Genomic DNA, 23,692 nt, shown 5'->3' on the forward strand with positions numbered 1-23,692 from the left:
GATTGTATATTTGACAAACCCACATCGGATTCCTATATCTAAGTCATAGAGATAAGGAAGCCCGCCATGTCTGTTCTGTCTAAAGCCTACATGCACAACGAAGCCGCAGCATTTGCGCACGTCGAGAGCATTCTGTGGCCGAACGGTCCAGTTTGCCCGCACTGCGGCGTTGTGGATAGCGCATACAAGCTTGAAGGCGTACGCACGAAGGCCAGCAAGAAGCACCCTGAAGGCAAGGAGCGTTTCGGCCTGTGGAAGTGCCGTGGGTGCCGTAAGCAATTCACCGTCCGCAAGGGAACTATCTTCGAGGAAAGCCACATCGAAATGTTCAAGTGGCTTCAAGCAATTCACCTGATGGTGTCCAGCAAGAAGGGTATCAGCGCGCACCAACTGCACCGCGTTCTGGAAATCACGCACAAGAGCGCATGGTTCATGGCTCACCGCATCCGCGAGGCAATGCGTACAGATGGGAGCTTTGACTTCGGAGCTGGTGGCGGCACTGTAGAGGTAGACGAGACATACATCGGTCGTGAGCCGGGCCGTGCCAAGCGCAACGGCTGGGGCCACAAGATGAAGGTTCTGACCCTCGTGGACCGCAACACCGGCCAGGCACGCAACTTCGTTCTAGATAGCGTGAACAAGAAAACCATCATGCCGATCCTGCGTGATAACATCGCCCGCGAGGCTAGCATCATGACTGATGAAGCACGCTGGTACGGTGATCTTGCTCTTGAGTTCGCTTCCCATGATCACGTTCAGCACGGCGCTGGCGAGTTTGGACGTGGCGATATCCACACCAACACAGTCGAGGGCTACTACAGCGTCTTTAAGCGCGGCATGAAGGGAGTGTACCAGCATTGCTCAAAGAAGCACCTGCACCGCTACGCGGCTGAGTTTGAGTTCCGCTACAACAATCGCTCGGCCAATGGTGTTGAGGATATGGAGCGCGGTGAAATCGCGCTGCGCTCGGTAGTCGGCAAGCGGCTAACGTACCAAAGGGCTGATATCTAATGACAAATAGGTTATTGATTCATAAAGGTTTTTGGCATACACTAGTAGTGCGGTCAAACGCCGGTGTCCTGAGGGGTTCTGCCCATTTTCTCGGCCCGGGGGGCCGCATTTTTTATTTGTAGTGCTTAGTTATCCAATGGGACACGGGTTCTGACTGGTGCGGCCCTCTAGGGAAAAATTTCATCCCATAGCTAAGAGCATTTCCACTGTTGTCATACACGGTTGGCCTTAGGATTTTAGCGTACCTGTGTTCCGTGTTGCCCCAAGCATCCGACTCAAGGCCCCATCTGATTCCGCTGGCAACAAGGTCCGCAAGTTGCAACCCGGAGTAATCCTTTTTTTGGTGCGCCGACACATGGGTTGGCTCAATTGCAGGCCAGTAGATTCTAACATCTCTTTTGAGGGTCTTCTCCCAGAGCGGATCTGCGGCTTCTGCTGTCTGACCCTTTAAGAGCTTTAGATATTCTCTCAAGTCGTCATAAGATGCATGCCGCTTGTGTTCGAACCTAACCCTAGTCAAGCACCCCAGCCCGTGGGCGTGGCCAGTGTCCCTACTGCTCCAAGAGATGCGCTCCAAAAGCAGCCTAGCGGCGTAATAGTATAGACGGTTGCCATCCGCCTCGAACACCTCAGGCTTGTCGATACGCCTCTTGTTGATCACTACTGTGGCTGTTCTTACAGGCAAATTCGCGATAGATTGCAGGGCAAACACTCTCTGATCGTGTCTTAGCTTGGAAAAGTGCAGCACCTCTCTCTCACCTTTTCCCATACGCCTGCGGATGCTGTTCGCGAGGGATCTCAACGCCAAATCCCTACCTGCCGAAACCAAAACGGCAGAGAGGACAAACCAGTCGGTGCTTCCCTTTGGTTCTGGTGGGTCTCTAAACTTAAATCCGGTGCAGCCAGATTCATCGATGTAAGCAACAAACGAATGATCCATAAATTGAGGCGACTATGAATAATGAAAAGAGTCAACTCGACAAGTTCAAGGAAGCCGCTCGCCAGCTTGAGACGGACGACGACGAAGAGCGGTTTGATGAGCGGCTGAAGAAGATCGTTAAGAGGCCGTTGACCGAAGAATCCGGCTCTGATTCAATGCCTAATGATGATGGTGCTGATGGCTAGCGATGGCGGCCTCACCGCCTTCTCATATGCTCAAACTGTTACTTGCAGTTCTTGCGCGGAGGACGGCGTTTGTGGGTAACCACTTTCACCGTCTTCCGACCTGTCGGCTTGGTTTTGCAACCGCACTTCTTGGCCACGAGGCACTCACCTCCTTTCCCGGACAGCGGTCCGCGCTGTTTCAGAACGCGCCCATTCCAGTTGATGAGGTGGCGGTGAGACCGTCGCCAAACTACCCTGCGCCAAGCTGGTTTGTCAAATATACAATCGCCTTCTGGAAAGATGAAGTTGCGGGCGCGGCGGGTCAGAGCCTGCGGCGCATGGTGACGGGGCCTTCGCCTGCGGCCTCGATGCGGGCAATCGTGTCAGTGATACCCTCGTAGGCCACGGCCATGTCGTTGCCGTTGGCGTGGATCAGCGTCGTCGGATCGGTGACCCAGGCCACGTGACCTTTCCAGAAGATCAGGTCTCCGCGCTGGTAGGGCGCGCCTTCGGGCAGGGGGTGACCCAACTCGCGGGACTGCATGTCGCTGTCGCCGGGGCAGGAAATGCCCGCCATCAGGCAGCCCGCCTGCACAAGGCCGGAACAGTCGATCCCGTCGCGGGAATTCCCGCCCCAGAGGTAGGGCGTGCCGATCAGGCTTTCGGCCACGGCGACCGGGTCGGCCACCGGCTCCAGCAGAGGGCGCAGGTGCTTGGCAAAGACATGGCCGTGGCTGGTGCGCGCCCATTTGCCCTCGAAATCCTCGACCTTCACGCGAGCGCCGAGGCTCAGGTGCGTGATGTCGGGGCTCTTCAGGTCGGCCTCGGTATAGAGATGGGTCGAGGGCACGGCGACCACGTGATCGGGCGCGCCTTCGGCGGGAAGCGCCTCGAGATCGGATTCCTTCAGGTACCCGGTGTAGCCGTCGCGGGCGGCCTCGATGAAGGCCCAGCCCTGCCGCATCTCGTAGACCCGCACCAGCTCCCCCAGCAGCATCTGCCGGTCGCGCGGGCCGCCGGGACGACCGCGCAGGTCGGTGATCGGATGGGCGATGCAGCGCACGGTGCCCTCGACGAAGCGCTCCGCTTCGGCGCGGCCCATCAGGGCGACCGAGGCGACGCGCCCGTTGCAGGGCCAGCGGCGGCGGTCCGGCGCGCTCATAGGTCGAGCGCCTTGGGCAGGGCCGCGAGGATTGCGCGGGCGCCCTGTCCGGTGCCGCCCTTGGTGCGGCCCGGCTTGGCCGCGGGGCACCAGCCGTAGATGTCGAAATGGGTGTAGCGGCTGGCCTCGCCAGCGAAACGCTTCAGGAAGAGCGCCGCGGTGATGGAGCCTGCGAAGCCGCCTGACGGGGCATTGTCCAGATCGGCGATACCCGGTTCGATCATCGCCTCGTAGGGCGCGTGGAAGGGCATCCGCCAGACCGGGTCCGCATGGGCCGCGCCGCCTTCGGCAATGGCGGCCGCGACGGGTTCGTCATCGGTGTAGTAGGGCGCCAGATCGGGACCGACGGCCACCCGGGCCGCACCGGTGAGCGTGGCCATGGAGATCATCAGATCGGGCGCGCTCTCGGCCGCAAGGGCGAGGGCGTCGGCGAGGACGAGGCGACCCTCCGCATCCGTATTGTTGATTTCGACTGTCTGGCCGTCGCGCGCCGTCAGGATGTCGCCGGGCCGGAAGGCATTGCCGCTGATGGAGTTCTCCACCGCGGGGATCAGCACGCGCAGCTTCACCTTCAGCCCCAGCCCCATGATCATCCGGGCCAGCCCCAGCACGGTGGCCGCGCCGCCCATGTCCTTTTTCATCAGCCCCATGCTGGCACCGGGCTTGATGTTCAGCCCACCAGTGTCGAAGCAGACACCCTTGCCGACCAGCGTCAGCGCAGGCCCTTCGCGGCCCCATGTGATGTCGATCAGCCGGGGCGCGCGTTCGCTGGCGCGGCCGACGGTGTGGATCAGCGGGAAGTTCTTGGTCAGCAGGTCGCGTCCGCGCGTGACCGAGATCGTCGCGCCATAGCTTTCCGCCAGATGGGTCGCGGCCTCTTCGAGGTCGGCGGGGCCCATGTCGTTCGAGGGGGTGTTGATCAGGTCGCGGGTCAGCATCTCGCCTGCCGCGATCTCCTCCAGCCGCTTGGCGTCGACACCGGTGGGGGCGATCAGCTGCGCCTTGGCGCCAGATGCCGCGTGGTAGCGGTCGAAGGCATAGGCGGCGAAGAGCCAGCCGAGGGCCTCTTCCTCCGCCGCGGCCTCCGGCAGGCCCGAGGCAATGCGGTAGGTCCCGGCGGGCAGTTTCAGCGCCGCATCGGCAAGGTGGAACCGGCCCCGGCGACGTTTGGCGGCCGTGCCATAGCCGATCAGCGCCCCGGAGGGTGCACCCTCTGCGCCGGGCAGCAGAAGCAGGCTGCCGAGGGCCCCGGTGAAGCCCGCGCCCGTCACCCAAGCCTGCGTTGCTGCGGGCTGCTCGGCCATCCAGGCCTCCAACGATCCGGTTTCGATGATGTGCAGTGGCAGCGCATCCGGAGTGTCGGGGGCAAAGCTGGGGCTCATGGCGGTCTCCTTGGAAATTCTGGCGGCAGCGTAGTCGCTTGCGCCGTTCGCGCAAGGGAATTGCAGGGGGGCATCGGGGCGCCCGAAGAGGGGGCGGGGCGGGCTTCGGATCGCGCGTCCGGTTGCGTGGGGGCGCCGCGGCGCACGCATAAATCGGTGTTATATCAATATGATAAATTGCGCCTATGGGCCGGAACCCATGAGGCTGGCAGCGCCCGGGGCGCCGCGGTATACCATTGTCTGCACGGGGCGCAGGTCCGGATTGAGGGGGATGCAGAGGTAAATCCAGCGTCATGGATTGCCCGGCATCTGCCGTCCGCCGACCTTGCCCCGGTCCCCCAAGGTCCCCGTTCTCGCAAGGAGTAGCCCCATGATCCCCGTCAATCCCGACCGTTTCCTCGCCGACCTTCACGCGCTGCGGCAGTTCGGGGCCAGCGGCGTCGGCAAGGGCGTGCGCCGCCGGGCCTATACCGAGCCCGACATCGCCGCGCGCCGCTGGCTGGCAGAGCAATATGCCGCAGCCGGTCTGGAGGTGCAGGTCGATCCCGTGGGCTCGGTCTGGGGCCTCGCACCGCAGGCGAAATCCCTGCTGGTCGGCTCGCATTCCGACAGCCAGCCCGAAGGCGGCTGGCTCGACGGGGCGCTCGGTGTGATCTGCGGGCTGGAACTGGCCCGCGCCGCACGCGAGGCGGGCGGGCCCGCGATCTCCGCGGTGTCGTTCCAGGATGAGGAGGGGCGCTTCGGCGTGACCACCGGCAGCCGGGTCTGGGGCGGGCTGACCGCGCTGGAGGAAGCCGACGCGCTTACAGACGTGGACGGCGTCAGCTTTGCCGAGGCCCGCGCGCTGATGGCCGACATGGCAGGGGGCTTCGTTGCGCCCGAGCGGTTCACCGGCTTCCTCGAATGCCACATCGAGCAGGGGCCCTGGCTCGACGAGGCGGGCGAGGCGGTGGGCGTCGTCTCGAACATCGTCGGCATCCGCAACATGGAGATCACCTTCGGCGGCGAGCAGAACCATGCGGGCACCACGCCGATGCACCGGCGCAAGGATGCCTTCCAGGGCGCGGTGCGGTTCCAGGGGCTGCTCGCCGATCGCTTCCGCAACGTGGTGACGCCCGAGACGGTCTGGACCACTGGCCATATCGAGGTGCACCCGGGCAGCCACTCCATCGTGCCGGGCCATTGCCGTTTCGCGATGCAGTGGCGCGACAAGGAGGTCGAGCGGATGGCCCGCATGGAGGCGATCATTCGCGAGACCGCCGAGGAGGTCGCGGCGAGCATGGGCCTGACGGTGTCCTTCTCGGGCATCCTCGGGCTGGAGCCGGTGCCGATGGACGCGGCCATGCAGGACGACCTCGCCGCGGCGGCGGAGGCCGTGGCACCGGGCCGCTGGCGGCGGATGCAGTCGGGCGCGCTCCACGATGCCACCAGCGTGGCGGAGCACATGCCGGTGGCGATGCTCTTCGTGCCCTCGATCCGCGGGATCAGCCACGACTTCGCCGAGGACACGGCAGAGGCCGACCTCGTGACCGGGTTACAGGTGCTGGCGGACGGGGCCGCGCGGATGGCGAAGCGGATGGGGCTGTGAGCGGGGATCTTTCCGCCGAATTCGCCCTGCCGGAGCTTGCGGCGGCACTGCTGCCGCGGGCCTTCGACCGTGAGGACGGCGCCCATGATCATGCGCATCTGCTGCGGGTCTGGCGCAATGCGGCCCGGATCGCGGCGGTTGACGGGGGCGACCTGCGTGTGTTGACGGCGGCGGTGATCCTGCATGACGGGGTCTGGGTCTCCAAGACCTCGCCGCACCGGGCGCAGGCCTCAAGGTTGGCCGGTGCGCGGGCGGCGCAGATGCTGGGCGCGATGGGCTGGTCCGCGGCGGACATCGCCGCCGTCGTCCACGCCATCGAGGCGCATTCCTTCTCTGCCGGGATACCGCCCGAGAGTCACGAGGCGCGTGTGCTGCGCGACGCGGACCGGCTCGACGCCATCGGCATGGTCGGCGTGGCGCGGTGCTTCTACCTCGCGGGGACATGGGGCGCGGCGCTCTACGATCCCGCCGATCCCACGGCGGAGCGACGCGCCGAGGATGACGCGGCCCATGCGCTGGATCACTTCCGCACCAAGCTCATGAAGCTTGGGGACGGCTTCCTCACCGGTGAGGGGCAACGGCTCGCGGCGCAGCGGATGGACGACCTGCGGCACTTCTACGACAGGTTCCTCGACGAGATCGCCTGATCAATCCCAGTCCACATCGCCGAGGAAGATATAGCCCGCGCCGTAGATCGTCTTGATCAGGCGCGGGTTCTTCGGGTCCTCGCGCAGCTTGGTGCGGAGCCGCGAGATGCGCACGTCCATGGCGCGATCAAAGCTTTCGCCCGCCGCGCCGCCGAGGATCTCCTGCATCATCGCCCGGCTGATCAGCCGCTTGGGCCGTTCGAGGAAGAGCCGCAGCACCTCTCCTTCGGCATGGGAGAAGGGCGTTTCGCCGCCATCGGCATCGACGAGGGCATAGCGGTCGAAGGCCGCCGTCCAGCCGGCGAAGCGGGCGGTCTGGCCGGTCTGGGGGGCGGGCTTGTCACGGCGCAGGCGGGCGCGGACGCGGGCCACGACCTCGGCCGGCTCGAAGGGCTTGATGATGTAGTCATCGGCCCCGAGTTCGAGACCCGTCACGCGGTCCTGCACCTCGGCCCGGCCCGAGATGATCACCACCGCAGCGCCCTGTTCCAGCGCGAGGCGATGCACCAGCGTCAGCCCGTCCCGGTCGGGCAGCGAGAGGTCCACGAGGCAGAGATCGGGCGAGCAGGTCTTCAGCGCGGCCTCGAACTCCGTCGCGCGGGAGAAGGAGAGGGTGCGGAAGCCCGCCTCCTCCAGCGCCTCGGAGAGCAGGTGGCGGATTGCCGGTTCGTCGTCGAGGATGGTGACCAGCGGTTCGCTCATGGCTGCTGCCCCGTGGCAAGGAACTGGCCGAGGTCCGCGCCGGTGAAGGGTTTGCGCAGCACCGGCGCGCGGGACTTGGCCGCGCGGTGCAGCGGATGGTCCGGGCGCAGCGAGGTCATCAGGTAGCAGGGCGGCGCATTGGCGGGCAGCCGGTCCAGCAGGTCAAGCCCGGTGGCGGCGCCCTCCAGCGTGATGTCGGAGAGGATCAGCGTGACGCCCGGCACCTGCGTGGCCAGCGTCAGCGCCTCCTCGGTCGAGGCGGCCTCGATCACGGAATGGCCCTGCGCGCGCAGCATGTCGCGGATCGCGTCGCGCAGATCCGGGCTGTCCTCCACCAGCAGGGCAAGGCCGGGCTCTGCCGGGCGGGGCGCCTCGCGCAGGGGCAGGCGCAGGGTGACCCGCGCGCCGGTGGCGGTGTTCTCCAGCCGGACCCGTCCGCCCGCCAGCTTGGCCATGTCATAGACCATGGCGAGGCCAAGGCCCGACCCCTCGCCGCCCTTGGTGGTATAGAAGGGATCGAGCCCGCGTTTCAGCGCCTCGGGCGAGAAGCCGGGGCCGGTGTCGGTGACGGTGAACTCCAGCCATGTTTCCTTGAGCCGCGCGGCCGTCAGGGTGATCCGCCCCGCCCCGGCACAGGCGTCACGGGCATTGAGGATCAGGTTCAGCAGGCTGTCCTGCACCTGACCGCTGTCCAGCATCAGCCGCCCCGGGCCCAGTCGGTCCTCCAGCGAGAAGCGAACACCGTCGGGCAGGGCTGAGGTTGCCAGCGTTTTCAGGTCGCGCAGCAGGGCGGCGGGATCGCAGGGGGTGGGCGTGTAATCCCGCCCGGTCGTCATGGCGGCGATCCGGTCCAACAGGCGCCCGCCGCGTTTCGCCGCCGACAGCGTGGCCGAGACCAGCGGCTGTGCCTCGTCCGAAAGCTCCATACGCAAGAGCCGCGACTGGCTGCCGAGGATGATCGTCAGCAGGTTTGAGAAGTCATGCGCCATGCCCGAGGTCATCTGCGCCGCCAGTTCCCGCCGCCGGGTTTGTTGCAGGGCGTTGCGGGTCTGGGTTTCCTCGGTCACGTCCTGCGACAGGATGTAGACACCGCCGTCGCCATCGGGCGTGGTGGCCGTACGGATGCGTCTGGAACTGGCCTCGTCGGTGAATTCGAAGGAGGAAGCGCGGCCCTCCTGCGCGATCTCCACGTAGGGCAACACCGCCTGATAGGCCTGCGTGCCGAGCACATCGGCCATGTGAAGCCCGAGGATGTTCGAGGGCCGCCCGGGCATGATCGCGTTCAGCCGGCGGTTGGAATAGGTATAGACCCGGTCCGCGCCGACATGGGCGATATGGGCCGGCATCATCTCTGTCGTCAGGCGGATGCGGGCCTCCATCTCGGTCAGCTCGCGCTTGGCCTCGGAGAGGGCTGCGTTGGTGGCCTGAAGCTTGCGGTTCGTGGCGGCCAGCTCCTCGGCCCGGGTCAGCAGCTGTTCGGAGAGTTCCTCTGACCGGGCGCGCAACAGGCCTTCGTGCTGCTTGATGTGGGTGATGTCGGTGTAGACGGTCACCCAGCCGCCCTGCGGCAGGGGCGCGCCCTCGACGCTGATCGTACGGCCATTGGCGCGGCTGCGCTCCATGTAGTGCGGCTGAAAGGCCAACGCCTGTTCCACACGGCGGCGTACGGCGACGTCCTCGTCATCGACCGGGCCGTATTCGCCACGCTGGACAAGGTAGCGGATCGTCGCCTCGAAGGGCGCGCCGGGGCGGGCCAGTTCGGGCGGCAGGTCGAACATTTCGCGGAACGGGCGGTTGCAGGTGACCAGCTGGAGGTCGTCGTCATAGATCGACATGGCCTGGGCGATCAGGTTCAGCCCGGCCTGCATCATGGCGTGCGGATCTGCCTGCATGCTCTTCACGATGTCTCCTCCTGTCCTATGGCTACCGCGCCCGCGGGTTTCGGGGAAGCCCCAAGGGCGGGCTGCGACGCCGTGTAACAATTCGTTAGATTCTGGAAATGATGCGGCAAAACTCTCCGCATTAAGCTGCCTGAAAGCACGGGGAGTCGTCGGGGGTGGAGGCCCGGCGACGGGAAAACCCCGCGCTGATGGGAGGAGACTACATGGAACCTGTGTCCAAGGACGCGGGCGGGCTGACGTCCGTCCCGGCCCTCTTGGACCGGAACGCTCAGCGTTTCGGGACCAAACCCGCGTACCGGGAAAAGGAATTCGGCATCTGGCAAAGCTGGACATGGGCCGAGACCCGCGAGGAGATCCGCAGCCTCGCCCTTGGCCTGCTGAACCTCGGCGCGGGGCCGGGCGACTTCATCGCCATCATCGGCTCCAACCGGCCGCACCTCTATTGGTCCATGGTCGCCTCGCAGATGGTCGGCGCGATCCCTGTGCCGGTCTATCAGGACAGCGCGGCCGAGGAGATGGCCTATGTCCTCGACCATTGCGGCGCGCGCTTCGTCATCGCCGAGGATCAGGAGCAGGTCGACAAGGTGATCGACGTGCAGGAGGGCCTGACCAACTTCGAGCACATGATCTACCTCGATCCGCGGGGGATGCGGAAATACGACCATTCCCGCCTGCATGACTTCGCCCATATCCAGGAGCAGGGTCATGCTGCGCGCGATGAGCTGAGCCCGGAACTGGACCGCCGCATCGCGGGCATCGGCTACGACGACACCTGCGTGATGCTCTATACCTCGGGCACAACCGGCAAGCCCAAGGGCGTGGTGCTGTCGAACCGCAACATCATCGAGACCTCGAAGAATTCCAGCGAGTTCGATCACCTCGGCCCGGGCGAGGAGGTTCTGGCCTACCTGCCGATGGCCTGGGTGGGGGATTTCATCTTCTCCATCGGGCAGGCCTACTGGAGCGGGTTCTGCGTGAACTGCCCCGAGAGCGCCGAGACGATGATGACCGACCTGCGCGAGATCGGGCCGACCTATTACTTCGCCCCGCCGCGGGTGTTCGAGGGCCAGCTGACGACCGTGATGATCCGGATGGAGGACGCGGGCAAACTGAAGCGCTGGCTTTTCAAGACCTTCATGGAACACGCCCGCAAGGTGGGGCCGATGATCCTCGACGGCAAACCGGTGAGCGCGGGCGACCGGCTGAAGTACAAGATTGGCGATCTCTGCATCTACGGGCCGCTCAAGAACACGCTGGGGCTGAGCCGGGTGCGCGTGGGCTATACCGCGGGCGAGGCGATCGGGCCCGAGATCTTCGATTTCTACCGCTCGCTGGGGATCAACCTGAAGCAGCTCTACGGCCAGACCGAGGCCTCTGTCTTCATCACCCAGCAGCCCGATGGCGAAGTCCGGTCCGATACGGTGGGCGTGCCCTCTCCGGGGGTCGAGGTGAAGATCGCCGAGAGCGGCGAGGTCTTCTACCGCGGGCCGGGCGTCTTCGTGGAATATTACAAGAACGCCGACAGCACCGCCTCGACCAAGGACGCCGAGGGCTGGGTCGCCACCGGGGACGCGGGCTTCTTCGAGCCGGACACCGGGCACCTGCGGATCATCGACCGGGCCAAGGACGTGGGCAAGATGGCCGACGGCCGCCTGTTTGCGCCCAAGTATGTCGAGAACAAGCTGAAGTTCTTCCCGAACATCCTGGAGGCCGTGGTCTTCGGCAACGGGCGCGAGACCTGCACCGCCTTCATCAACATCGACCTGAACGCAGTCGGCAACTGGGCCGAGCGGAACAACATCGCCTATTCCTCCTATCAGGAACTGGCGGGCCATCCGCAGGTGCTGGACACGATCCAGAGCCACGTCGAGGAGGTGAACCGCTCTGTCGCCGAGGACGAGATGCTGTCGGGCTGCCAGATCCATCGCTTCCTCGTGCTGCACAAGGAACTGGATGCCGATGACGGCGAGATGACCCGCACCCGCAAGGTGCGCCGCAAGATCATCGAGGAGAAATACCACGACCTGATCACCGCGCTCTACGACGGGTCCGACAGGATCGCGACGCGGACCGAGGTGACCTACGAGGACGGTCGCAAGGGCTACATCTCGGCCACGCTGGACATCCGGGACGCCAAGGTGATGCCGGCGATGACGGCACGGGTGGCGGCAGAATGACGGGGGACATGCAGATGAACGCGATGACCGATCAGGGTGGCTATGTCACCGAGGACGGCCGCAAGATCGGCGGCGTGATGATGGAGATGAAGAACATCACCCTGCGCTTCGGCGGCGTGGTGGCGATCAAGGACATCTCCTTCGACATCCGCGAGGGCGAGATCCGCGCGATCATCGGGCCGAACGGGGCAGGCAAGTCGTCGATGCTGAACGTGATCAGCGGCTTCTACAATCCGCAGGAAGGCGAGGTCTGGTTCCACGGTAAGCGCCGTGCGCCGATGAAGCCCTACCAGGTGGCGCAGCAGGGCATCGCCCGCACGTTCCAGAACATCGCGCTCTTCGAGGGGATGACGGTGCTGGACAACGTGATGACCGGCCGGCTGACCCAGATGAAGGCGGGCATGGCCGCGCAGGCGCTGTGGTGGGGCAAGGCCGAGCGCGAGGAGGTCGAGAACCGCGAGTTCGTCGAGAAGATCATCGATTTCCTCGAGATCCAGAACATCCGCAAGACGCCGGTCGCACGGCTGCCCTACGGCCTGAAGAAGCGGGTCGAACTGGCCCGCGCGCTGGCGGCGGAGCCAAAACTGCTGCTGCTGGACGAGCCGATGGCCGGCATGAACGTGGAGGAGAAGGAGGACATGTCCCGCTTCATCCTCGACGTGAACGATGAATTCGGCACCACCATCGCCCTGATCGAACACGACATGGGCGTGGTGATGGACCTCTCCGACCGCGTGGTCGTCATGGATTACGGCAAGAAGATCGGAGACGGCCCGCCGGACGAGGTCCGCAACAATCAAGACGTGATCGACGCCTATCTCGGCGTGGCGCATGACTGATCCCCTTGAGCGAGGGGTAAGGGACAGGAAGGCCCGTGGGAGCGGGTCAGGCACCGGCGGCGTGCTGCCGGTGTAGGGTCATCCAACGCCCCCCGTGGGCGCTGGATGCAGGGGAACCCCGGCGTTGGGAGGCGTACGGGGTGTGTCGTGGATGTGGGAGGCTGCGGCACAACTGAGAGACCGGAGGCAAGGGAGGAGCCCGAGAATGCCGGAACAATTGCTTTTCGCCATGGAGGTCACGCTGAACGGCCTGATGGCCGGCGTGCTCTACGCGCTGGTCGCGCTGGGCTTCGTCCTGATCTTCAAGGCCAGCGGCATCTTCAACTACGCGCAGGGGGTCATGGCCCTTTTCGCGGCGCTGACGCTGGTCGGGATCATGGAGGGGCAGATCCCCTTCAGTCACCTGATCAATGCCACGCTGGGCACGGACATCCACCACTTCGGCTGGCATGTGCCGGGCATCCTCGCGATCGTGTTGACCATGGTGGTCATGGTGGGGCTGGCCTGGGCGGTGAACCAGTTCGTGATGCGCCACCTCGTGAACCAGGAGCCGATCATCCTCTTCATGGCGACCATCGGTCTGGCCTATTTCCTCGAGGGCCTGGGCGACATCATGTGGGGCTCGGACATCAAGACGCTCGACGTGGGGCTGCCGCAGGGCATCAACACCTGGATCGACGAGACCACCTTCGAGGCCTTCGGTTACGGCTTCTTCATCGACAACCTCGACATCGTGGCGACCGTGATCGCGGCGCTGCTGGTGATCGCGCTGGTGATCTTCAGCCAGTACACCAAGCAGGGCCGCGCCATGCGCGCCGTGGCGGACGATCACCAGGCCGCGCTGTCGGTGGGCATCTCGCTGAACTTCATCTGGGTCATGGTCTGGTCGGTGGCGGGGTTCGTCGCGCTGGTGGCCGGGATCATGTGGGGCTCCAAGTCGGGGGTGCAGTTCTCGCTCTCGCTGATCGCGCTGAAGGCGCTGCCGGTGCTGATGCTGGGCGGCTTCACCTCGATCCCCGGGGCCATCGTCGGCGGGCTGATCATCGGCGTGGGCGAGAAGCTCTTTGAATTCGCCATCGGCCCCATGGTGGGCGGCGCGACCGAGAACTGGTTCGCCTACGTTCTGGCGCTGATCTTCCTCGTCTTCCGGCCGCAGGGCCTGTTCGGCGAACGCATCATCGAGAGGGTCTGAGCCATGCTGACGCAACCGCTTCCCGAAGAGATGCTGCCGGACCCCGCCCCCCACCGCCCGCTGAGCCGGGCCGGGCGCAAGACGATCGCCACGCTCTGCGTGCTGGGCTGGTCGGTGTTCTGGGTCTTCGGCTTCCTCGCGCTCTCCGCCGATCCGATCCACGGATGGGGCATCGCCGGCGCGTCGCTCATCGCCTTCGCAGGGCTCGTCACCGGGCTCGTCACCTACCTGAAACTCTGCCGGGAGATCACCTGATGCTGATGGGCACGAACCTGATGGGATTTGAACATCCCGACCATGGCGCCATGTGGCTGGTGCTGCGCCCGGCGCAGCCCACCCGCCCCGAACCCACCCGGACCGGAGGATAAGAGCATGTTCTACCGCGAAGCCGGTGACTTCAAGACGACCTACGTCGACGACAACCAGACCTTCCCGATCAAGTTCGACCGCTACCGCTACTACGCGGTGCTCTTCGTGGCGCTGGCGATCGTGCCGTTCCTCGTGAACGACTACTGGGCCAATGCGGTGCTGCTGCCCTTCCTGATCTACGCCATCGCGGCAATCGGGCTGAACATCCTCGTGGGCTACTGCGGGCAGCTGTCTCTGGGCACCGGGGGGTTCATGGCCGTGGGGGCCTATGCCTGCTACAAGCTGATGACCGCCTTCCCTGAGGTCAATATCGTGATCCACGTGGTGCTTGCCGGGGGCGTGACCGCCTGCGTCGGCGTGCTCTTCGGCCTGCCGTCGCTGCGGATCAAGGGGTTCTACCTCGCGGTGGCCACGCTGGCGGCGCAGTTCTTCCTCGTCTGGCTCTTCAACAAGGTGCCGTGGTTCTACAACCACTCCGCCTCGGGCCAGATCTCGGCGCCCGAACGCTCGGTCTTCGGGATCGTCGTGACCGGGGCCAATGCGGATGCCTGGGCGAAGTACATGATCTGCCTCGTCTTCGTGTTCGGCGCGGCCTGGCTGGCGCGGAACCTGACCCGCGGCTCCGTCGGGCGGCGCTGGATGGCGATCCGCGACATGGACATCGCGGCCGAGATCATCGGGGTGAACCCCCTCAAGGCCAAGCTGACCGCCTTCGCCGTCTCGTCCTTCTTCGTGGGCGTGGCCGGGGCGCTGTTCTTCTCGGTATACCTCGGCGCGGTCGAGGTGGGCGAGGTCTTCGGCATCCAGAAGAGCTTCCTCGTACTCTTCATGATCATCATCGGCGGGCTGGGGTCGATCTTCGGCTCCTTCGCGGGGGCGGCCTTCATCGTGCTGCTGCCGGTCTTCCTGAAGAACGTCCTCGTGGGCGGCTTCGGCTGGGCGACCGACCTCGCGGCGCACCTCGAAATCATGATCCTCGGCGGTCTCATCGTGGTCTTCCTGATCGCGGAACCGCATGGGCTGGCGCAGCTCTGGCGCGTCGCCAAGGAGAAACTGAGACTCTGGCCCTTCCCGCACTGAGGAGAGCGGCAGGCCAGTAAGACCGATCGGGGCGGAACCCCGGCAAGACCAGCATCGAAAGAACCAAGGGAGGAGACATTCGATGAAACTGACGTTCACCATGGCCGCGGTGGCTGCCATCATGGCGGCGGCGCCTGCCTCTGCCGATCTGACCTTCAGCGCGCTGAGCTATCGCACCGGGCCCTATGCCGCCAACGGCATCCCCTTCGCGGACGGCTATCAGGACTATTTCACCCTGCTGAACGAGCGTGACGGCGGCATCGGCGGCGAGAAGATCAACCTCGTCGAATGCGAGACCGGCTATAACACCGAGAAGGGCGTTGAGTGCTACGAGAGCACCAAGGGCTCCGGCGCGCTGGTCTATCAGCCGCTGTCCACGGGCATCACCTACCAGCTGATCCCCAAGGCCACCGCGGACAGCATCCCGGTGCACTCGATGGGCTATGGCCGGACCTCCGCCAAGAATGGCGCGGTCTTCCCCTATATCTTCAACTATCCCGCCAACTACTGGGATGGGGCCTCGGTCGCGATCAAGCACCTGCTGGACGAGAACGGCGGCGACCTGTCGGGCAAGAAGATCGCGCTGGTCTACCACAACTCCGCCTACGGCAAGGAGCCGATCCGCACGCTGGAAGAGCTGGCCAAGAAGCACGGCTATGAGCTGTCGCTGCTGCCGGTCGACCATCCCGGTCAGGAGCAGAAATCCCAGTGGCTGCAGATCCGCCGCGAGAAGCCGGATTACGTGATCATGTGGGGCTGGGGCGTGATGAACCAGGTGGCGATCCAGGAAGCGGTGAACATCCGCTACCCGATGGACCACTTCATCGGCATCTGGTGGTCCGGCTCCGAGAACGACGTGAAGCCGGCGGGCCCCAAGGCCGATGGCTACAAGGCGCTGACCTTCCACAACCTCGGCATGGATTACCCGCTTTACGATGACATGAAGAAATACGTCATCGACGCGGGCAAGGCCGCAGGCGCGGGCGATCAGGTGGGCACGGTGCTCTACAACCGCGGCATGTACGCCGCGATGCTGGCCGCCGAAGCCGCCAAGACCGCGCAGGAGATGAGCGGCACCACGCAGATCACCCCGGCGCAGATGCGCGACGGGATGGAGCACCTCGTCATCACCGAAGAGAAGATGGCCGGTCTCGGCCTGCCGAACTTCGGGCCCGAGTTCGAAGTGACCTGCGAGAACCACGGCGGCAACGGCTTTGCGGCCGTCTCGCAGTGGAACGCCGCCGAAGGCCACTTCAACCTGATCACCGACTACATGCAGTCGGATCAGGAGGTGTTGGCGCCGCTGGTGGAGGCCGACAGCAAGGCCTACGCCGAGGAATCGGGGATCACCCCGGGCTGCATGTAAACCGACCTCCCCGGCTGCGCGTCCCGCGTGCGGCCGGGGGTTTTCCCGAAAGAGGTACAGCCATGTTCGACGCCCAACGCACCGACGAGGCCCTGCTGGAAGTCAACAATATCGAGGTGATCTACAACCACGTGATCCTCGTCCTGAAAGGCGTCAGCCTGAAGGTGCCCAAGGGTGGCATCACGGCCCTGCTCGGCGGCAACGGCGCGGGCAAGACCACCACGCTCAAGGCGATCTCGAACCTGCTGCATTCGGAGCGGGGCGAGGTGACCAAGGGCTCGATCCAGTACCGCGGCGAGCGGGTGCAGGATCTGGACCCGGCGGCGCTGGTGAAGAAGGGCGTGATCCAGGTGATGGAGGGGCGCCACTGCTTCGAACACCTGACCGTCGAGGAGAACCTGCTGACCGGCGCCTACACGCGGTCCGGCAAGGGCGAGGTCGAGGCCGATCTCGACATGGTCTACCAGTATTTCCCGCGCCTGAAGGAGCGCCGCCGGTCGCAGGCGGGCTATACCTCGGGCGGTGAGCAGCAGATGGTCGCCATCGGCCGGGCGATCATGTCGCGCCCCGAGACGATCCTGCTGGACGAACCCTCGATGGGTCTGGCGCCGCAGCTGGTGGAGCAGATCTTCGGCATCGTGAAGGACCTGAACGAGAAGGAGGGGCTGACCTTTCTGCTGGCCGAGCAGAACACCAATGTCGCGCTCAGGTTCGCGCATTACGGCTACATCCTCGAATCCGGGCGCGTGGTGATGGACGGTCCCGCCGCCGACCTGCGCGAGAACCCGGACGTGAAGGAATTCTACCTCGGCATGTCCGACGAGGGGCGGAAATCGTTCCGCGACGTGCGCTCCTACCGGCGCCGCAAGCGCTGGCTGAGCTGAGCCGCAGAGCAGGACCGCAGGACAGAAAGGGCAAGATCATGGGCACCTATTTCGACACTTTGGAAACCCGCAGCGCCGACGAACGGGCCACCGCCATGTCGCGCGACCTGCCGCGCCAGATCGCCGTGGCGCAGGCCCTGCCGGGCTATGCCGAGAGCCTGGGCGGCGTCGAGGCCGCCGCGATCACCGGGCCGGCCGCGCTTGCGGCGCTGCCGGTGCTACGCAAGTCCGACCTGGGCCGCGCCCAGAAGGCCGCGCCGCCCTTCGGCGGGCTGACCGCGCTGCCGGTGGGGGGCTTCGCCCATATCTTCCAGTCCCCGGGCCCGATCTACGAGCCGGGCGGGCAGGGGCACGACTGGTGGCGCGCGGGGCGGTTCCTCCATGCCTGCGGCATCGGCAAGGGCGACATCGTGCAGAACTGTTTCGGTTATCACCTGACGCCCGCCGGGATGATCTTCGAGAACGGCGCGCGCGCCGTGGGGGCCGCCGTTCTGCCCGCCGGCACCGGCCAGACAGAGCTTCAGGCCACCGCCGCCCATGATGTCGGTGTCACCGCCTATGCCGGGACGCCCGACTACCTGAAGGTGATCCTCGACAAGGCCGAGGAGATGGGCCTGCCGCTGAAGATCACCAAGGCCGCCGTGGGGGGCGGGGCGCTCTTCCCCTCGCTGCGTCAGGAATATGCCGATCGCGGCATCGCCTGCCTGCAATGCTATGCCACGGCGGACCTCGGCAACATCGCCTACGAGAGCGCGGCGATGGAGGGCATGATCGTGGACGAGGGCGTCATCGTCGAGATCGTCCGCCCCGGCACCGGCGATCCCGTCGCCCCGGGCGAGGTGGGCGAGGTGGTCGTCACCACGTTGAACCCGGATTACCCGCTGATCCGCTTTGCCACCGGCGACCTGAGCGCCTTCATGGCGGGGACCAGCCCCTGCGGGCGCACCAACCTGCGGATCAAGGGCTGGATGGGCCGCGCGGACCAGACCACCAAGATCAAGGGCATGTTCGTGCGCCCCGAGCAGGTTGCCCAGCTTGTCGCCAAACACGCTGAGATCCACCGCGCCCGCGTCATCGCGCAGCGCGAGGGCGAGATGGACGTAATGGTGGTGCAGCTGGAAAGCGACAGCCCTGCGGGCGACGGCGCCTCGGAACACTATATGGCTTCAGTGGTTGATGCCCTGAAGCTGAAGGGCCGGATCGAGATCCTGCCCCGTGGGGCCTTGCCGAACGATGGCAAGGTGATCGAGGATCAGCGCAGCTACGACTAGGGTCTCTCCATCCGGGGGGCCGGAAGGAGGAGAGGATGCGTCACACACTGTTCGCCGCCGTATTGGTGGGCCTGCCCGGCCTTGCTGCGCCCGTCGCGGCCCCGGCCGCCGATCTGGCGCTGGTGATCGTCAACGGGGATTACGATACCCTGCCGGACCTGCGCTATCGCTCTCTGGGAGAGGCCTATTCCAAGGCGCTGGAGGAGGCGGGGTTCCGCGTCTTCCTCGGGCAGGATGCCCCCGGCGGGCAGATGCAGACGCTGGCCTCGGACCTCGCCACGGCGCTGGAGGAAGAGCCGCAGAACCGGCTCGTGATCGTGCTGGCGGGCCACATGGCGCGGGCCGGTGATCAGGCCTGGCTGCTGGGCCGCGAGGCGCAACGGGCGTCGAACCTGACCGTCGGGGCGCAAGGCCTGCCGGTGGGCGCGCTCGGCGATCTGGCGATGCAGGCGCAGGGGCAAGCGGTCATGCTGCTGGCCGAGGGCAGCGGCAGTTTCGAAACCGGCTCTGGCCTGATCCCGGGCGCGGGAGAGATCGTGGCCCCGCAGGGGGTGACACTGGCGCGCGGCGACCTTGGCGATCTGCTCGACCTGCTGCGGGGCGAGGTGCTGATCCCCGGCCTGTCCTATCAGGCGATGGCGGAACGGGCCCCGCGCCGGGTCGAGATGTCGGGCTTCCTTTCGCCCGCTTTCGGGCTGATGCCGGGCGATGGCACCCAGCCGGCGCTTCCGGGCACGGGCGGGCCGATGATTGGCGAGCGCCCCCTGCCCGAGACCGACATGGGGGAGCTGGCCTACTGGGCCGCGGTCGAGGATATCGGCACGATCGACGCCTACGAGGCCTATGTCTCCCGCTACCCGCGCGGCAAGTTCGAGGCCGAGGCGCGGGCGCGGGCCGCCGATATCCGCGATGCACCGGTGCGCCGGGCCGAGGAAGTGGAGGCCGCGCTGGACCTCAGCCGTGACGACCGGCGCCAGATCCAGCGTGACCTTGCCCTGCTGGGCCACGATCCGCGCGGCATCGACGGGCTGTTCGGCCCCGCGACCCGTTCGGCCATCATTTCGCGACAGAAGCAGACCGGCGCAGAGCCCACCGGCTACCTGACCGCGCCGCAGCTTGACCGGCTGGCCGCCGATGCGCAGGCGGAAGCCGCGCGGCTGGAGGCCGAAGCCGCCCGGCGCCGTGCCGCGCAGGAAGCCGAGGACCGGGCCTATTGGGATCAGGTCGGGCGCGGCGGGGAAGAGAGCGGCCTGCGGGCCTACCTCGAGCGTTACCCGGACGGGCTTTATGCCGACGAGGCGCAGAAGCAACTGGACCGGATGGAGGAGGACCGGCGCGGGCAGGCGCAGGAGATCGAGCGTCGCGCCTGGGACTTCGCGCGTAACGAGGACACGGCAGAGGCCTACCGGAACTACCTGCGCTTCTATCCGCGCGGGCTTTTTGCCGATGCGGCAGAGACCCGGATCGCCCAGCTGGAGCGCGAGGCGGGACCGAACCGCGAGGCGCTTCTGGCCGAGGAAAACAGCGTGATGCCCAACGACATCGCCCGGCTTCTGGTGGAGCGGCGGCTGCAACAGCTGGGCCATTACCCCGGCCTGCCGGATGGCAAGTTCGACCCCGAGACCCGTCGCGCCATTCGCCGGTTCCAAAGGGATCAGAGCCTGGAGGTGACGGGCTTCCTCAATCAGGAAACCGTGGTGCGCCTGCTGGCCGTGGGCCGCTGAACCGTCAGGCCGGGGCGCGATTGCGCCCCGGCCCCCGGCGGGTCACTTCTGGAAGATATAGGTGCCCGGTGCCTTGGCGAGGCTGCGACCCATCTTCGGCGGGGCGATCTCCTCGCCGCTGTGCTGGTCGAGCCATGCGGCCCATTCCTCCCACCACGAGCCTTCCTTCTGCTCGTGCAGCTTGAGCCAGTCGTCCGGCCCCTGATAGCGCGCACCCACCTTGCGGTGGCCGATGCGGTAGTGCCGCTTGCGGTGGCCGGGCTCGGAGACGATGCCGCCGTTGTGGCCGCCCTTGGTCAGGACGAAACGCAGGTCGTTCTCGGTGAAGAGCTTCACCTTGTAGACCGAGTGCCACGGCGCGATGTGGTCCGTCTCGGTTCCCACCACGAACATCGGCGCGGTGATGTCCTTGAGCGCGATCACCCGGCCCTCGACCGCGAAGCGCCCGGCGCTCAGGCGGTTTTCGAGGAAGAGACCGCGCAGGTACTCGGAATGCATCCGGGCGGGCATCCGGGTGGTGTCGCCGTTCCAGACGGTCATGTCGGTGGCGCGTTCCTCCAGCCCCATCAGGTAGCGCCGCACCGCGTGGGTCCAGATCAGGTCTTCGGCGCGGATCGCGGCAAAGGCCCCGGCCATCTGCGGCTGCGCGAGGTAACCCTGATCCCACATCATGTCTTCGAGGAAGGCGACCTGGCTTTCATCAAGGAAGAGGAGCAGCTCGCCCGCCTCGGTGAAATCGGTCTGCGCTGCCAGCAGGGTGATGCTGGCCAGTCGGTCGTCGCCATCCCGCGCCATGGTCGCCGCCGCGATGGACAGCAGCGTCCCCCCGAGGCAGTAGCCGCAGGCGTGGACCTTCTGCCCTGGCAGCACGCGGGAGACCTCGTCCAGCGCAGTCATGATCCCGGTCTTGCGGTAGTCCTCCAGCCCGTAGTTGGCCATCTCGGGCCCCGGATTGGTCCAGGAAATCGCAAAGACGGTATGGCCCTGCCCGACGAGGTAGTTGATCAGCGAGTTTTGCGGGCTGAGATCGAGAATGTAGTACTTCATGATCCACGCGGGCACGATCAGCACCGGCTCGGCCCGGACCTTGTCGGTCTGGGGCGCGTACTGGATCAGTTCGAAGAGCTCGTTGCGGAAGATCACCTCGCCCGGGGTGCAGGCGATATTCTCGCCGACCTCGAAGCCCTCCACCGGTTCGGGCGGGGTGTGAGAGAGCGCGTGGGAGGTGTCGTTCAGGAAGTGCCGGAACCCATCGGTGAGGTTCTTGCCACGGGTCTCGCGGATCGCCTCGAGGATTTCCGGGTTCAGCCACGGGAAGTTCGACGGGCTCGCCATGTCGAGCATCTGGCGCAGCATGAAGGCGACCCGGTCGGTGTTGTGCTTGTGCGCGCCGCGCAGTTCCTTGGTGGCCTCCTCCCAGAAATCGGCGGTGGCGAGGAAGCCCTGCTCCCAAAGGAGGAAGGGCATCTTCTGCCAGCCGGCATTGGTGAACCGGTGGTCATAGGACTTGGGCTTGAACGGCAGGGTGCCGTCCTCCGGCGTGCCGAGCAGCGCGAGCGACCAGACGTCGGCGGCATTCTGGGCGGCGCGTTCCACCAGTTCCAACTGTCGGCCGGGCGCGCGCATCAGGTGCAGGGCCCAGTCACTCCAGGCTGTCGCCGTCGCATGGGGCGAGGTGCCCGCGGTGTAATGCGCCATGATCGCGCGCAGGGTGCGGTCCAGATCGCGGTGCGCGCTTTCCGCCGGTTGCGGTGCAACGGGGACAGGCAGGCCGGGGGCCTTGGCGGGCAGGGTGTCGGACGAACGGGGGCGGGTACTCGTATCGGACAATGGGGGATCCTCTCTGAGTCGGTCGGCCGGAGCATGTGACACCGGGGCCCGACGGACCATGATCTGCGTCAGCTTCATCATCTCCGGTGACGGGGGCATGACAACAGCCGGGGCCGGGCGCCGGGGGCGAAACGTCGCGTCCGCTGAAATCGGGCGGGGGAATGCCTATCTCTTAACGCAGGCGCGCTGCGGTGCGCCCTATGCGAAGGAGGTCGCAGATGATCGAGATCACGGAAACCACCCCTGAAGGCATCATGGAAATCCGCGCCACCGGCCGGGTGACGGAACAGGACTACGAGTCGGTTCTGATCCCTGCGGTGGAGAAGGCGCTGGCGGGCGAGGACAAGGTACGCCTGCTCTACCAGGTCGGGCCCGGGTTCGAAGGCTATTCCGCCGGGGCCATGTGGGCCGATGCCCGGCTGGGCATGCGGCACTGGTCGGGCTTTGACCGGGTCGCCGTCGTCACCGACAGCGAGATGCTCGCAGGCTCGGTGAAGCTGTTCGGCTTCGCCATGCCCTGCCCGGTGAAGACCTTCGACCTTGAGGAGGTCGACGAGGCGCGCCGCTGGCTGCGCGAATCGCTGGGGGCCTTCCACATGGAAGAGATCGGCGAGGATGCCCTGATGATTCGCCTCCTCGGCAAGCTCGACAGCAAGGTCTACGAGGAGAAGACCGCCGATCTGGACGCATGGACGGCCAAGGCCGGGCGGTTCCGCCTGCTGCTGGACCTGCGGGAGTTCGACGGCTGGCAGGGGATGTCGGCGCTGGGGCAGCACCTGTCGCTGGTGAAATCGCACCACAAGCAGCCGTCGCGCGTGGCCGTCGTGGGCGATGCCGCGTGGATGCGTATGGCCGAAGGGCTGATGTCGCAGTTCCTCGACGCGAAGACGAAGTACTTCGACGAGGATGACTTCGAGGCAGGCAAGGCCTGGTTGCTGTCCTGAACCGGCCACTCTCCCCTGTGCGCGGGGGAGAGGCCCGCCCTCGGCGCGAGTCGCGACGCGGGGCCGGAGAACGATTCGGCCCGGGCCATGGAGACGTAGGGCGCCGAAGTCGTCGCCCGACAAAGGAAAAGGCCGCCCCGAAGGACGGCCTTTAAACCATTTCCGCTGTGTCGCGGTTCAGCCCTGGCGAGCTTTGAACCGGCGCTGCGTCTTGTTGATCACATAGACGCGGCCCTTGCGGCGCACGACGCGGCAGTCGCGGTGACGCTGCTTCAGCGAGCGGAGCGAGTTCTTGACCTTCATGGCCTTCTCCTCATTTCGCGGCGCGGCGAGCGCCTGTTTTCGCGGGTGACACATCCGGGGATGTGCCGGTGAATTCTGGTGGGCGGTACAAGGATCGAACTTGTGACCCCTTCGATGTCAACGAAGTGCTCTACCGCTGAGCTAACCGCCCACTTACCTGCGTTTTCCCCTGCCCCTTCAAGTGAAAGGGCGCGGAGGTCCGCGCCGGTTTGGAGG

21 protein-coding genes and 1 tRNA gene are annotated in these 23,692 nt (G+C 65.8%); 14 read left to right on the top strand and 8 right to left on the bottom strand.

Features of this window, described 5'->3' with window-relative positions; genetic code table 11:
* Nucleotides 1-66 precede the first annotated feature (66 nt).
* Nucleotides 67-1,011: an IS1595 family transposase gene (locus LCM32_RS13995; RefSeq protein WP_224821694.1), complete on the top strand. Its 945-nt coding sequence runs from the start codon at nt 67-69 to the stop codon at nt 1,009-1,011.
* Between the two features lie 112 nt (nt 1,012-1,123).
* Here LCM32_RS13995 and LCM32_RS14000 read toward each other — a convergent pair whose 3' ends face one another.
* Nucleotides 1,124-1,951, bottom strand: coding sequence for a DUF3800 domain-containing protein (locus LCM32_RS14000; protein ID WP_224821695.1), 828 nt, complete (start codon nt 1,949-1,951; stop codon nt 1,124-1,126).
* A gap of 14 nt (nt 1,952-1,965) precedes the next feature.
* Here LCM32_RS14000 and LCM32_RS14005 point away from each other — a divergent pair, with 14 nt between their 5' ends.
* Entirely contained in the window at nt 1,966-2,136 is a 171-nt protein-coding gene (locus LCM32_RS14005; RefSeq protein ID WP_224821696.1) for a hypothetical protein, read from the top strand.
* A 301-nt stretch (nt 2,137-2,437) separates the two neighbouring features.
* Here the strand turns inward: LCM32_RS14005 and LCM32_RS14010 are convergent, their stop codons facing one another.
* Both LCM32_RS14010 and LCM32_RS14015 read right to left on the bottom strand, forming a co-directional pair.
* Nucleotides 2,438-3,277 carry an NlpC/P60 family protein gene (locus LCM32_RS14010; protein ID WP_224821697.1) on the bottom strand — a complete coding sequence of 280 codons (840 nt, stop codon included), beginning with the start codon at nt 3,275-3,277 and terminating at the stop codon, nt 2,438-2,440.
* Nucleotides 3,274-4,659, bottom strand: coding sequence for a leucyl aminopeptidase family protein (locus tag LCM32_RS14015; RefSeq protein WP_224821698.1), 1,386 nt, complete (start codon nt 4,657-4,659; stop codon nt 3,274-3,276). The genes LCM32_RS14010 and LCM32_RS14015 overlap by 4 nt, the downstream gene beginning before the upstream one ends.
* Nucleotides 4,660-5,029: 370 nt before the next feature.
* Here LCM32_RS14015 and LCM32_RS14020 point away from each other — a divergent pair, with 370 nt between their 5' ends.
* Nucleotides 5,030-6,247 carry a hydantoinase/carbamoylase family amidase gene (locus LCM32_RS14020; RefSeq protein WP_224821699.1) on the top strand — a complete coding sequence of 406 codons (1,218 nt, stop codon included), beginning with the start codon at nt 5,030-5,032 and terminating at the stop codon, nt 6,245-6,247.
* Complete coding sequence (locus LCM32_RS14025) at nt 6,244-6,894, top strand: HD domain-containing protein (protein WP_224821700.1); 651 nt, start codon at nt 6,244-6,246, stop codon at nt 6,892-6,894. Before LCM32_RS14020 ends, LCM32_RS14025 begins: the two co-directional genes overlap by 4 nt.
* On the opposite strand, the gene LCM32_RS14030 is transcribed toward LCM32_RS14025, so the two are convergent.
* Together LCM32_RS14030 and LCM32_RS14035 are read right to left on the bottom strand one after the other, a co-directional pair.
* Nucleotides 6,895-7,596: a response regulator transcription factor gene (locus LCM32_RS14030; RefSeq protein WP_224821701.1), complete on the bottom strand. Its 702-nt coding sequence runs from the start codon at nt 7,594-7,596 to the stop codon at nt 6,895-6,897.
* Nucleotides 7,593-9,488, bottom strand: a complete 1,896-nt coding sequence (locus tag LCM32_RS14035) for a PAS-domain containing protein (RefSeq protein ID WP_224821702.1) — start codon at nt 9,486-9,488, stop codon at nt 7,593-7,595. The genes LCM32_RS14030 and LCM32_RS14035 overlap by 4 nt, the downstream gene beginning before the upstream one ends.
* Nucleotides 9,489-9,700: 212 nt before the next feature.
* Here LCM32_RS14035 and LCM32_RS14040 point away from each other — a divergent pair, with 212 nt between their 5' ends.
* The 9 genes from LCM32_RS14040 (at nt 9,701) to LCM32_RS14080 (ending at nt 20,399) form a co-directional block, all read left to right on the top strand.
* Entirely contained in the window at nt 9,701-11,674 is a 1,974-nt protein-coding gene (locus LCM32_RS14040; RefSeq protein ID WP_224821703.1) for an AMP-binding protein, read from the top strand.
* An 8-nt stretch (nt 11,675-11,682) separates the two neighbouring features.
* Nucleotides 11,683-12,513: an ABC transporter ATP-binding protein gene (locus tag LCM32_RS14045; RefSeq protein ID WP_412070686.1), complete on the top strand. Its 831-nt coding sequence runs from the start codon at nt 11,683-11,685 to the stop codon at nt 12,511-12,513.
* 205 nt (nt 12,514-12,718) lie between these two features.
* Entirely contained in the window at nt 12,719-13,705 is a 987-nt protein-coding gene (locus tag LCM32_RS14050; RefSeq protein WP_224821704.1) for a branched-chain amino acid ABC transporter permease, read from the top strand.
* Between the two features lie 3 nt (nt 13,706-13,708).
* A complete protein-coding gene (locus LCM32_RS14055) occupies nt 13,709-13,960 on the top strand; it encodes a hypothetical protein (RefSeq protein WP_224821705.1) in 252 nt (83 codons plus the stop codon).
* Between the two features lie 117 nt (nt 13,961-14,077).
* Nucleotides 14,078-15,154 carry a branched-chain amino acid ABC transporter permease gene (locus LCM32_RS14060; RefSeq protein WP_224821706.1) on the top strand — a complete coding sequence of 359 codons (1,077 nt, stop codon included), beginning with the start codon at nt 14,078-14,080 and terminating at the stop codon, nt 15,152-15,154.
* 82 nt (nt 15,155-15,236) lie between these two features.
* Nucleotides 15,237-16,520: an ABC transporter substrate-binding protein gene (locus LCM32_RS14065; RefSeq protein WP_224821707.1), complete on the top strand. Its 1,284-nt coding sequence runs from the start codon at nt 15,237-15,239 to the stop codon at nt 16,518-16,520.
* A gap of 62 nt (nt 16,521-16,582) precedes the next feature.
* Nucleotides 16,583-17,404, top strand: coding sequence for an ABC transporter ATP-binding protein (locus LCM32_RS14070; protein WP_222494960.1), 822 nt, complete (start codon nt 16,583-16,585; stop codon nt 17,402-17,404).
* A 38-nt stretch (nt 17,405-17,442) separates the two neighbouring features.
* A complete protein-coding gene (locus LCM32_RS14075) occupies nt 17,443-18,675 on the top strand; it encodes a phenylacetate--CoA ligase family protein (protein ID WP_224821708.1) in 1,233 nt (410 codons plus the stop codon).
* 35 nt (nt 18,676-18,710) lie between these two features.
* The gene (locus tag LCM32_RS14080) at nt 18,711-20,399 is read left to right on the top strand and encodes a peptidoglycan-binding domain-containing protein (protein WP_224821709.1); all 1,689 of its coding nucleotides are present in this window, start codon (nt 18,711-18,713) and stop codon (nt 20,397-20,399) included.
* A gap of 42 nt (nt 20,400-20,441) precedes the next feature.
* On the opposite strand, the gene LCM32_RS14085 is transcribed toward LCM32_RS14080, so the two are convergent.
* Nucleotides 20,442-22,229, bottom strand: a complete 1,788-nt coding sequence (locus tag LCM32_RS14085) for a PHA/PHB synthase family protein (RefSeq protein ID WP_224821710.1) — start codon at nt 22,227-22,229, stop codon at nt 20,442-20,444.
* A gap of 218 nt (nt 22,230-22,447) precedes the next feature.
* On the opposite strand from LCM32_RS14085, the gene LCM32_RS14090 reads away from it, so the two are divergent.
* Nucleotides 22,448-23,173 (top strand): STAS/SEC14 domain-containing protein, encoded by a 726-nt coding sequence (locus LCM32_RS14090; protein WP_224821711.1) that lies wholly within the window; start codon nt 22,448-22,450, stop codon nt 23,171-23,173.
* Between the two features lie 177 nt (nt 23,174-23,350).
* Here LCM32_RS14090 and ykgO read toward each other — a convergent pair whose 3' ends face one another.
* Nucleotides 23,351-23,476, bottom strand: a complete 126-nt coding sequence (gene ykgO, locus LCM32_RS14095) for a type B 50S ribosomal protein L36 (RefSeq protein ID WP_012177066.1) — start codon at nt 23,474-23,476, stop codon at nt 23,351-23,353.
* Between the two features lie 76 nt (nt 23,477-23,552).
* A tRNA-Val gene (locus LCM32_RS14100) sits at nt 23,553-23,627 on the bottom strand.
* Between the last annotated feature and the right edge of the window lie 65 nt (nt 23,628-23,692).

This window comes from Pseudooceanicola nanhaiensis, from assembly GCF_020171315.1.
Taxonomy (GTDB): domain Bacteria; phylum Pseudomonadota; class Alphaproteobacteria; order Rhodobacterales; family Rhodobacteraceae; genus Pseudooceanicola; species Pseudooceanicola nanhaiensis_A.